This is a genomic window from Arenibacter latericius DSM 15913, assembly GCF_000424985.1.
GTDB lineage: Bacteria > Bacteroidota > Bacteroidia > Flavobacteriales > Flavobacteriaceae > Arenibacter > Arenibacter latericius.
This window is the reverse complement of sequence record NZ_AUKX01000041.1, coordinates 38,725-46,037: the sequence shown is the minus strand read 5'-3', so window position 1 is coordinate 46,037 and position 7,313 is coordinate 38,725. Positions and strand designations below refer to the sequence as shown.

The window sequence follows — 7,313 nt, the reverse complement described above, 5'->3', positions numbered from 1 at the left end:
CACGACAAACCTTTTTAATATAATAGCACGTTAACACGTACTTTACCTTGCCCTTGCCTTTTCTGGCAAGTATACCCTGTCCCTATTATGTCAACGATATTGCGTATTAAAAACGCGGTGTGTACTCCTTGCAAAAAGCAGGATTACCGCCAAAGATTTTAGGTGGCCATGGCGACGGGGCCCACCCCTTACCATCTCGAACAGGGAAGTTAAGCCCGTCTGCGCCGATGGTACTGCTATACCAAGTGGGAGAGTAGGCCGCCGCCTTTTTTTAAGAGTCCCTTCATCGTAAGATGAGGGGACTTTTTTTTTATCCCTATCTCATCTTTGTTACTGCTTAGATCGTAGCTGTCTTCTTTTAAAGGAGCTGCGTCATCAATTGATGATAGGTTAGTAAGGTGCGACCGCGATGCGGCCGTATGGTGGCTGTCGTGACAAGTCACGATGCGCTTTGGTCTGCTGGCGCGGAACCTCGGTGGATGCCACTTAGTTGGTGTCAGTCTTAACACTTGATGCTAGGATGTTAATGTGCGACTGCGATGCTGCCTATGGTGGTTGTCGTGACAAGTCACGATGTGCTAGTTGGAGGAGAATGAGGCCGCAGCTGCGGCCATGGTGAAGATAAAAATTTATAACAATAAGTCGGCCACTTCCATCCAATTGTCTGCACGTTCATATCCCGTGGTGTGTATATTGTGCGGAGAACTGAATAGAATTTTCCTACCATTAAAAGTTTCTAAGTTGTAACTGCGGTCGTCTATTAGAATATCCCCTCTAAGGATGTGTTTGTGACCACAAAGGATTCTATTTTTCCAATGAATAAAAGGAAAGTATTGATCTAACCAATCACTTTTTTCTCTTAGTGAGTTTGGAAATTCCATTGCAGCAGAAGCTACATATAAATCATATTTTTCAGATAACTCCTTCATTATTTTCTGACTGTCCTTAATTGGTTTTAAATCGCGAAAGAAACCTTCGGTTCTAGCATGATTTTTTACAACATGATATCTGTCTTCAGGGACGGATTGCCAAACCTCTTTTCCAATACAATCATTTACATGCAGGTTCTCATTATACTTTTTATTGTAAAGTTCTATATGCGCATTATAAGTATCCGCAAACACTTCATCCATATCTACAAAAAGGGTCTTCATATTAAAAATTATATAAATTTTGAAAAATTATGTTATTCTCGCGTATTAAGATTTAAATACTTCCACATTAAGGTTGATACCTACTTGTGGTTTTATTTCTAGGTCTTAGCGGCTACATTGGGGTTAGTTATTCTATACGTAAAGGACATTAGAATAAGAAAAAGTTTCAATAGAATATAGGCTTATGCTTAAATTTGTAATAAGCTATAAAATACCTTATTTCAATCCTTTGTTTTTAGCTTCACTCTTTTTTTGGAATAAAGAATCCATAACTATTTTAATGCTATAGAAGCCCATGCTAACCGCCGCTATCGCTAGAATAATGCCTATAATTAAGACGGGCCAATACAATGGATGTCCCTCGTTTTTAAAAGCTTGATATATTACTACTGGAGCAGTAAACATTAAAAATAGAGTATAAGCTAAAAATTTCAGCCCTTTTACCAAAAGGTCTTTATTTGTTCTCATTATAATATGATTTAAGTAGGTATTCTAATTACTCGCTGTTTCTTTATTAATTGTTATTGTGCGTGAAAAAGTTTGACTTACCGCAAAATATCCCAATCCAAAATTATTTTTATTTGAGCTATTTATAATGTTACCACGAACCGTAGTTGCAGGTGTACTAAAGGGACCTGTAGCAGATCCACTTTGTTGTAGGATTTGGTTCATATAATTAAAAAACATTTTATCGATCCCAATAATGCTAATTTTAAGTTCGGACTGGTCTTTAAGATCTTTATCGTAAAAAAATGATAATTGAAATGGTTGACCCTGGTAGAACTCATCTTCGGTGACTAGATATTCTCCGAAATTAAAATCGAATAAATAATAATCTCTTCGATCTCCATTATCAGTAAAACTAACCAAAACCTCTGTTTCATCATCCCCAAATAAATTATTTGATCCTTGGGTTAAAGAATCGATAGGTACGGCTGGAACAAATTTTGTTTTTGCTTGATAGTTCTGATTTTCATAACTCAGGTTGAGTGCTAGTTCTCCATTAATAAGTTGTGAAGTTTCCCAGTTGGCTTCATAAATACCAGTACCGGGTTTAGTTTCATACAAATTAATAAAAGTGTCGTTTTTCAAATTAGTAATACTAATTTGCTGTAAGGAAACAGGTGAAACGGTGTCAAAGAACGAACTGCTTTGACTTGCTTTTACTCGGACCCTAGTTGTTGCATTTGTGGTATCGTTTATTCTAATTAGCGCATCAATCACCAATCGTTGATCTGCCGTAGGAAGATCAACATCGATTACATCCTGACAGGATAGTATTGGTAATAATATTATTATAAAGAATATTCTACGCATTTCTTTAAAATTTAATATTGTAAGTTACTGCTGGTACTATTCCGAAAATAGAAGTCCTTACAGCTTCGTTAACTCCAGTATCCGAATTCCTACTAAAACCAATAGACGCAGCATTTTTTCGATTATAAAGATTATAAATACTAAAGACCCATTCAGATTTTAGCTTCCTACCTTTATTCTTCCTAGGGGTAAGGGTAGCTGAAACATCTATTCTATGATATGCAGGCAATCTTTCTTTGTTCCTTAAGCCATAATAGGGAATGGTTAAATTCTGATACTCAAATTGCCCGATGGGATAATTGGTGGGTTGGCCTGTTTGAAGCACAAAATTACTATTAAAACTCCATTTATTATTAAGTTCATAATTTCCATAAACGGAAAGGTCATGGGTTTTGTCGTATGGTGTATTATACCATTGTCCCATATTAATACCACTTTCTTCCATGGTTCTACCTGGAGTTTTTTGCTCCGATTTGGATAAGGTGTAGGATAGCCAACCTTGCCATCTGCCTAGATTCTTCTTAACCAACAGTTCTAGGCCATAGGCTCTAGCCTCCCCATTTAATATAACTTGCTCTATAGCATCATTCGCTATAAGGTTAGCTCCGTCTATATAATCGATGCGGTTTTGAATCTTTTTAAAGAACACCTCTGATTCCATTGAATACATCCCATCCTTAATATTTTTAAAATATCCCATCGCATACTGGTCTAGGAGTTGTGGTTTTATAAAAGGTCCGCTTGGGGTCCAAACATCTAATGGAGTAGGGGAGCTAGTGTTAGAAATTAAATGTAAATATTGTGCTAATCTAGTATAACTAGCCTTTACAGAATTATCAGGGTTAAACGTATAGGATAAAGCTACACGTGGTTCCCATTGGGTATAAGTAGCTAGTCTTTCGCTTTTTTTAGGATTAATGGTAGATATTGGTTCTGCCTTTTCGTATATCTGTAGAGTTGGATCAAATTGTACTGCTGTGTTGTCTTCATACACATTGAGTTCTTCTTGTCCCAGCCTCATAAAATTACTTAGACGCAGGCCGTATTGTACATTTAAATTATCTGTAATTTCTTGTTCTAAATCTACATATATAGCGAATTCGTTGGCATACTTCTGAATCAATTGATCTTCTAGTATTCCGGAGGAAGGTCGGTTGGGTTCAATTTTCCCTGGATTAAATTGATAATAAATATTGTTAAGTCCGTAATTTAACTGAAACGAGTTGCTGATATAATGTTTAAAATCATATTTTAAATTAAAATTCTGTATACCAGAATTCCATTTAAATCCAACAAAGTCGAGTTCTAACCCGTAATAATAATCGGAATAAATTAAGGAGAGGTTAGAAAATAATTTATCTGTAAAGAGGTGATTCCACCTGAAGTTCATCACTGCATTGCCATAAGTGTTTATGAAACTCTCACTAATTCTAAAAACGTCTCTTCCAAAGTAACCCGATAGGTATATATTATTCTTGTCATTTATCTTAAAATTCAATTTTGTATTTAGGTCATAGAAATAGGCAGAATTGTCTACGTCAAACAAGGGTAAGAATAAATGAGCGTAGGAAGCTCTGCCTCCAATTAGAAAGGCAGCTTTATCCTGTATTATGGGGCCTTCTACTAACAATCTACTAGCGACCGCACCAATACCGCCATTAACTTTTAGTTCCTTGCTATTGCCTTCTTTTTGGAAAATCTCTAAGACAGAGGAAACCCTGCCGCCGTACCTAGCGGGTATTCCACCTTTAAATAGCTTAACATCTTTAATAGCATCTGGATTAAATACCGAGAAAAATCCAAAAAGATGAGATGAATTAAATATAGTGGCTTCATCTAAAAGAATTAGGTTTTGATCTACAGATCCTCCTCTAACGTTAAAACCTGAAGAACCTTCTCCGGCATTAGTGACTCCAGGCAATAATAGAATAGATTTTATAATATCGGCTTCACCCAAGATTACCGGAACCTTTTTTATTGTTTCTGTGGATAGGGAATTAACGCTCATTTGTGGTTTGCGAAGGTTTAATTTTTCAACGTCTTCCGTTACCACTACCTCTTCTAATTGTTCTGCTGCTGTAACTAATTTAAAATTTATTCGCTTATTCTCCGTTGAGAGATCAATATTTTGGATAATATCTTCAAACCCTAAGTAACTAACTTTTATTTCATAATTACCTTGAGGTAGGGTAATAGAATAAAATCCGTATTCATTGGTGATAACTCCTTTTGCCAGTGAAGGTATGGAGATAGTGACCCCTATTAAAGTTTCGTTACTAGACGCTTCAGTTACCGTGCCGCTTAGCGTATACCGGTTTTGAGAATATACATTCAGAGAAAATATCAAGAATATTAAAAAAGATAACCTATGGTCTGTCCGCATTAATTTTATACTGAATTATTTACCACTGATAAATCTAAACAATTATTAAAACAAAAAGACCTTTTCATGAGTTGAAAAGGTCTTTTGATCTAGTTGACTTTTACTTTAAATGGTATCTAGAATACTATTAAAAGTTGTACTAGGTCTCATTGCTTTGCTGATAAGGTCATTGTCTGGGAAATAGTACCCTTTTATATCTACTGCTGACCCTTGAGCTTTATTCAATTGATCTACGATTTCCTCTTCGTTGTTAGATAATTTTTCAGCGATAGGTGTAAAAATTGATTTCAATTCTTGGTCTTCACTTTGTTCAGCTAAGGCTTTTGCCCAATACATTGCTAAGTAAAAATGACTCCCTCTATTATCTAGTTCATTAACTTTTCTAGAAGGGGATTTATCATTGATTAAGAATTGTTCTGTAGCAGTATCCAAGGCTTCTGCCAATACTACCGCTTTGGAATTATTTTCTTTTTCACCTAAGTAATCCAAGGAAACCCCTAGAGCTAAGAATTCTCCTAAGGAATCCCATCTTAAATGGCCTTCTGATAAAAATTGCTGTACGTGCTTTGGAGCAGATCCACCTGCACCAGTCTCAAATAATCCTCCACCGTTCATAAGTGGTACTATTGATAACATTTTAGCACTAGTACCTAATTCTAGGATAGGAAAAAGGTCTGTTAAATAATCTCTTAATACATTCCCTGTCACAGAGATAGTATCCTTACCATCCTTTACTCTTTTTAAGGTATATAGAGTAGCCTCTTCTGGGCTCATTATTTTAATGTCGAGTCCTTCTGTATCATGATCCTTTAAATAAAGATTTACTTTCTTTATTAACTCAGCATCATGAGCTCTATTCTCATCTAACCAAAATATAGTAGGTACGTTAGTAGCTCTTGCTCTAGATACTGCTAATTTAACCCAGTCTTGGATAGGAGCATCCTTAGCTTGACACATTCTCCAGATATCACCTTCCTCTACGTTATGTTGAATTAGGATTTCTCCAGAATTAACGTCTTCTACGGTTACAGTACCATCGGCGCTAATTTCGAAAGTTTTATCGTGAGAGCCATATTCTTCAGCTTTTTGTGCCATTAATCCAACGTTAGGAACCGTTCCCATAGTGGTAGGATCAAAAGCTCCGTTTTCTTTACAGAATTCAATAGTTTTGGTATAAACACCTGCATAACTACTATCTGGAATAACGGCTTTAGTGTCTTGTGATTTTCCTTCGGAATTCCACATCTGGCCAGAGTTTCTTATCATCGCAGGCATAGACGCATCAATAATAATATCACTAGGAACATGAAGGTTGGTAATTCCGTTGTCAGAATCTACCATAGCCATAGAAGGTCCGTTATCAATAGTATTTTTGATGTCGTTTTCTATTTCCGTACGTTGTGCTTCTGGAAGTGTTTTAATTTTGTTAAGCAAATTCTCTAAACCATCATTGGCGTTAATCCCAATCGAGGCAAAAGTAGTGGCATGCTTTTTAAAGACATCTGCGAAAAACACCTTTACTGCATGTCCAAAAATAATAGGATCGGATACTTTCATCATGGTTGCTTTCATGTGCAATGAAAACAACACACCCTTGTCTTTAGCGTCTTTTATTTGCTCCTGTAAAAAGTTAAGTAAAGCCTTTTTACTTAGAACCGTCGCATCTATGATTTCACCCTTTAAAAGAGGAAGACCCTCTTTTAAAATTGTTTTACTACCATCTTCTTTTGTGTGAACGATATTCACTTTGGTGGCTTCCTTAAGGGTAACCGATTTTTCGTTTGATTTAAAATCACCATGATCCATTGTAGCAACATGGGATTTGGAGTCGGAACTCCAAGCACCCATTGAATGTGGATTCTGTTTTGCATAATTCTTTACCGCTCTAGGAGCTCTTCTGTCTGAGTTTCCTTCTCTTAAAACTGGATTTACAGCACTCCCTTTAATTTTATCATATCTCGATTTAATATCCTTCTCTTCATCATTTGAAGGAGCATCTGGATAGCTTGGAATTTTATAACCTTTTGCTTGTAGTTCGGCTATGGCCTCTTTCAACTGAGGAATTGAGGCGCTAATATTAGGAAGTTTTATGATGTTGGTATTCGGTGATTTCGCCAATTTTCCTAATTCTGCCAAGTCGTCCGAAATCTGCTGATCTTTTTCTAAGTAGTCAGGGAATACAGCAATGATTCTGCCCGCAAGTGAAATGTCTTTTAAGTCTACATCAATTCCAGCTGGCTTGGTAAATGCCTTAACTATTGGAAGAAATGATTGTGTAGCTAAAGCAGGGGCTTCGTCTGTTTTGGTATATAAAATTTTTGGCATTTGTCTTTCTGTTTTAAGTTTAAGCGATGCAAATATACAATTTATAAAATGCCAATTAAACTGATAGCCTTTTAAATGGAGTTATTGTTAAGAATATTGGGGCTATATGTGGTGGTTACCATAATAATTAATTA

The 7,313-nt window shown here is 36.1% G+C and carries 5 protein-coding genes and 1 rRNA gene; 1 reads left to right on the top strand and 5 read right to left on the bottom strand.

Annotated features, from left to right (window positions below; all coding sequences use genetic code 11):
* The first annotated feature begins 158 nt into the window (after window positions 1-158).
* Window positions 159-270: ribosomal RNA gene (gene rrf, locus H344_RS0112955) — 5S ribosomal RNA — on the top strand.
* A gap of 359 nt (window positions 271-629) precedes the next feature.
* Here rrf and H344_RS0112950 read toward each other — a convergent pair.
* From H344_RS0112950 to H344_RS0112930, 5 genes are all read right to left on the bottom strand, one after another.
* Window positions 630-1,154 (bottom strand): 5' nucleotidase, NT5C type, encoded by a 525-nt coding sequence (locus tag H344_RS0112950; RefSeq protein ID WP_026810719.1) that lies wholly within the window; start codon window positions 1,152-1,154, stop codon window positions 630-632.
* Window positions 1,155-1,370: 216 nt separating this feature from the next.
* Window positions 1,371-1,622 carry a DUF6095 family protein gene (locus H344_RS0112945; RefSeq protein ID WP_034256605.1) on the bottom strand — a complete coding sequence of 84 codons (252 nt, stop codon included), beginning with the start codon at window positions 1,620-1,622 and terminating at the stop codon, window positions 1,371-1,373.
* 24 nt (window positions 1,623-1,646) lie between these two features.
* A complete protein-coding gene (locus H344_RS0112940) occupies window positions 1,647-2,471 on the bottom strand; it encodes a DUF4249 family protein (protein WP_026810717.1) in 825 nt (274 codons plus the stop codon).
* Window positions 2,472-2,475: 4 nt separating this feature from the next.
* Complete coding sequence (locus H344_RS0112935) at window positions 2,476-4,854, bottom strand: TonB-dependent receptor (RefSeq protein ID WP_026810716.1); 2,379 nt, start codon at window positions 4,852-4,854, stop codon at window positions 2,476-2,478.
* A gap of 105 nt (window positions 4,855-4,959) precedes the next feature.
* Window positions 4,960-7,179 (bottom strand): NADP-dependent isocitrate dehydrogenase, encoded by a 2,220-nt coding sequence (locus tag H344_RS0112930; RefSeq protein ID WP_026810715.1) that lies wholly within the window; start codon window positions 7,177-7,179, stop codon window positions 4,960-4,962.
* Between the last annotated feature and the right edge of the window lie 134 nt (window positions 7,180-7,313).

Excerpts from the sequence above, each read along its gene's own strand:
- H344_RS0112950 (WP_026810719.1), bottom strand. The coding sequence starts at position 1,154 with ATGAAGACCCTTTTTGTAGATATGGATGAAGTGTTTGCGGATACTTAT.
- H344_RS0112945 (WP_034256605.1), bottom strand. The coding sequence starts at position 1,622 with ATGAGAACAAATAAAGACCTTTTGGTAAAAGGGCTGAAATTTTTAGCT.
- H344_RS0112940 (WP_026810717.1), bottom strand. The coding sequence starts at position 2,471 with ATGCGTAGAATATTCTTTATAATAATATTATTACCAATACTATCCTGT.
- H344_RS0112935 (WP_026810716.1), bottom strand. The coding sequence starts at position 4,854 with ATGCGGACAGACCATAGGTTATCTTTTTTAATATTCTTGATATTTTCT.
- H344_RS0112930 (WP_026810715.1), bottom strand. The coding sequence starts at position 7,179 with ATGCCAAAAATTTTATATACCAAAACAGACGAAGCCCCTGCTTTAGCT.